A 3,448-nucleotide genomic window follows, 5' to 3' on the forward strand; every position below is an offset into this window, starting at 1 on the left:
CACTGTCCATCATATCGATTGCTGCCGTCACCGGGAGACCTTCGTCATCAACGGTGGCCACAATCGTCCGATGGATTTCATTTGCGACATAGTCAAGATAATCTTTTGCTTCCATGTTCAATGCCTCCCTAGATTCGATGACCGGATTCACCCTAAAATCTGCAACGGATGTTTGATATGTAATATAAATAATTACATCTGGATTGAAGTATAGCACGCCACAGATGTAATGTCAATGATTATATCGAAAGTTCTTCAGATCTATCCCATTTCTAGCATAGTGTGTCAATACTGCCGCCTTTATTTTCTCCTTATCCCACTTTCCTTAATGTATTTGCCCATGTTATGCAATCTATGGTTTTGACTGCCCGATTGATGCAAGTATCTGGCTGATTCCCTTTTGCACGTAATGGACGAATTTCTTGACTGCCGGAGCCGCGCTGTCCCGGCTGGGAATGGCAATGCCTATGGTAATCGTATGGGCCGGTTCCATGGGAAGGATAGCCACGCGGCCCCGCCATTGTGCCGTCATGAGACGGTTGTTCATGCTGACACCCAGCCCGGCTTCGACCATGCGATACGTCGTATAGTTATCGATAGCCGTATATCGCGTTTCATAGGAAATATGTTCTTCCTTGAGAATTCGGGCGACATCTGTGTCCTGCTGTGGCAATGGTTCGATGAACGATTCGTGACACAACCGCTTCAGCGGATAGACCTTGGCTTGTGCCAAGGGATGATTTTCTGGAAGCCACATGACCATTTCATCTTCACACAAGGGAATCCAATCCCCGGAAAAAGGGCGCCAAGTCGTAATGCAGCAGTCAAAGCGCCCTTCTTCCAATCCGTCATACATCACTTTATTGGCGCATTCCTCAATATGGACGTGGACTGCCGGGTAAGCCTGCTGGAACGCCTGTATGATTTGCGGCAGCCAGTTAGCAGCCACGCTGAAATAAGATCCAATGTAAATATCCCCGGCTGTCAGTCCCCGTATCTGCGCACTGTACTGCAATAGAGCATCTTCATCCCGTACGAGACGGCGCAGATACGGGAGGACGGCCTGGCCTTCACGGGTCAGATAAATACCTTGCGCTGTCCGCCCCAACAGGGGAAACCCGATTTCCTTTTCCAACGAAGCAATGGCCCGCATGACACCAGACGGGGTATATCCCAATCGTTCGGCAGTGGAAGAAAAACTGCCCGCCTGGATGACTTGCAACAAGAGCCTGCATTTTTCCGTATTCACAGCTATCACCTTTGCTTTTCTCTCAATACCTCATGGATTATTTTGCTATTCCCTCCATGCTACTTCTATCATATCATAAAAGTAAAAAAGTAAGGAGACTTTTCATGAAACAACGACATGCAGAAATACTGCTCATCCTCGTCATCGCTTCGCGCAGCATTTCCTATCTCCTGTCGAAAATCGGCCTGAATGGGATACCACCATTAGAACTGCTGGCTACCCGCTTTACCCTGACGACGCTTATCCTGCTGTTGCTCTTCCACCACCGTCTTCCACTGTTGACACGCCAAGTATGGAAGGCTGCCTGTCTCTTAGGAACCTTCCTCTTTGCCTGCATGACCTGTGAGCTCATCAGCTTGACGACGATTCCCTCTTCGACAGCAGCCTTCTTGGAAAATACATCCGCCGTCTGGGTACTGGTCTTAATGGCCGTTGTCAGCCACCATTGGCCGAGGAAACAAGTCCTGACGGCTACGGCCCTGCTCCTGATCGGCATCGCCTGTCTCACCCTGCAAGGCGCTGACTTCCACCTGGCCCCGGGCGAAATCATCTGTCTAACCGGTTCCGTTTTCTATGCCTTTTGGATTTGCCTGACTGCCCGCCTGGCCCGGCAGTGTGACCCGTTACTGTTAGGAATCTTGCAGATGGGGTTTCTCGCCGTATACAGCACAGTAGGCACGGCCTTATTGGAACGTCCAGTCATTCCTGACGATACGACAACGTGGAGCGCCATCCTAGCCTTAGTATTCATCTGCTCCGTCTTTGGCTTCACCTTTCAGCCCGTCGCGCAAAAGTATACCAGTGCCGAGAAGGCCGGCCTGTTCACAGCGCTCAACCCGCTCATCGCCGCCATCCTAGGCGTCATCTTCCTGAACGAAACCTTTACGCACATCCAATCAGTAGGAGCGATCTGCATCCTCTTGGGCATCACCATCGTCCAGCTTCCCCTAAAATATCTCTGCAAAACGCATCGTTCTTAAAACGACACCTCTACTTCACATACATCATTCCATGAATGACGAAGACCGCCACGAATATACGTGACGGTCTTTTTGTATGTAATTCGAATATATCGGAGCATGCACTGAAATTACTCTACAAACAATTCATCGACTGAGTAAAGCGCTGCTTTACCAGCCATATAGATCTTTTTTCCTTCACGCCGACAATAAAGTGTCCCACCGCGTTTGGACGCCTGATATGCCACCAGCTTGTCTTTGCCAAGCAAATCTGCCCAATAAGGGATGATATGACAATGGCCCGATCCACAAACCGGGTCTTCGGCAACACCCAGTTTCGGAGCAAAACTGCGAGAAACACAATCTGTATCCATTCCCGCGGCAGTAACATGAAGAAGCAAGCCAGCCATCTGTTTTACTCTTTCCAGATCCGGTGTAAGTTCTCGTACTGTCTTTTCATTCTCCATCACGCAAAGCAGATCCCTTCCCATGAAGGCTTCAAGTGGTCTGGAACCAAGAGCCTGTTCCGTTTCATCTGTTACTTCCACCGGCACCAGGTCATAAGCGGGAAACTCAATTTCCAACAGATTACCTTCTTTTGTTACTATTAAGTCACCGGACAGAGTGGTAAAGACAAGTCTGTCCGAATTCTTTTCATAAAAACGGAACAGAACATAGGCGGTTCCAAGCGTGGCATGGCCACACAAATCGATTTCCCCACCCGGTGTAAACCAGCGCAAGTGCCATTTACCGCCTTCCCGGACGGTAAATGCCGTCTCCGAAAAGTTGTTCTCTCTGGTTATATGCATCATCAGTTCATCATCCGGCCATTGGTCCAGCACGCAAACAGCCGCCTGATTGCCATGAAACACAGAATCCGTAAATGCATCAACTACATATTGTCTCATTACAGTAATCCCTTCTATAGTATATCAAGACCTCATCTTTGATATACTATGCCCGTATGTGCTTTTAGCCCGGAAACCATGCTGTTTCTGGACTTTTCTGCGTCTCAGGGCATAGAGCAAGAGCGCGTCTGAGGCCTTGATGTATATGTTGCTGTGGCCGCTGTAGTCAAAAGCGGCACCCCAATCCGCAATCATTAAAAGGTATGGCTACCGTTGAAAGGTTTAATCGACGCTATCGGCAGATTCGAGAGCCTTGAGTGTCTTCCCGTGTTCATTCTTCCAACTTGTAAGTCCATTAGCGCTCTTGCCGATAACAAACATTGCTGCATAAG

3 protein-coding genes are annotated in these 3,448 nt (G+C 48.9%); 1 reads left to right on the forward strand and 2 read right to left on the reverse strand.

Going from position 1 to position 3,448, the window contains the following annotated elements; translation table 11 throughout:
- Positions 1-352 precede the first annotated feature (352 nt).
- Entirely contained in the window at positions 353-1,249 is an 897-nt protein-coding gene (locus DBO31_RS04240) for a LysR family transcriptional regulator (RefSeq protein ID WP_150824520.1), read from the reverse strand.
- Between the two features lie 104 nt (positions 1,250-1,353).
- On the opposite strand from DBO31_RS04240, the gene DBO31_RS04245 reads away from it, so the two are divergent.
- Complete coding sequence (locus DBO31_RS04245; protein ID WP_150824517.1) at positions 1,354-2,229, forward strand: DMT family transporter; 876 nt, start codon at positions 1,354-1,356, stop codon at positions 2,227-2,229.
- A 110-nt stretch (positions 2,230-2,339) separates the two neighbouring features.
- On the opposite strand, the gene DBO31_RS04250 is transcribed toward DBO31_RS04245, so the two are convergent.
- The gene (locus DBO31_RS04250; protein WP_150824518.1) at positions 2,340-3,116 is read right to left on the reverse strand and encodes a PhzF family phenazine biosynthesis protein; all 777 of its coding nucleotides are present in this window, start codon (positions 3,114-3,116) and stop codon (positions 2,340-2,342) included.
- Between the last annotated feature and the right edge of the window lie 332 nt (positions 3,117-3,448).

The organism is Megasphaera sp. DJF_B143, from assembly GCF_900320625.1.
In the GTDB taxonomy this organism is placed as follows: Bacteria; Bacillota; Negativicutes; order Veillonellales; family Megasphaeraceae; genus Megasphaera; species Megasphaera hexanoica.

Coding starts and splice junctions, on each gene's coding strand:
- DBO31_RS04245 (WP_150824517.1), top strand. CDS start 1,354: ATGAAACAACGACATGCAGAAATACTGCTCATCCTCGTCATCGCTTCG.
- DBO31_RS04250 (WP_150824518.1), bottom strand. CDS start 3,116: ATGAGACAATATGTAGTTGATGCATTTACGGATTCTGTGTTTCATGGC.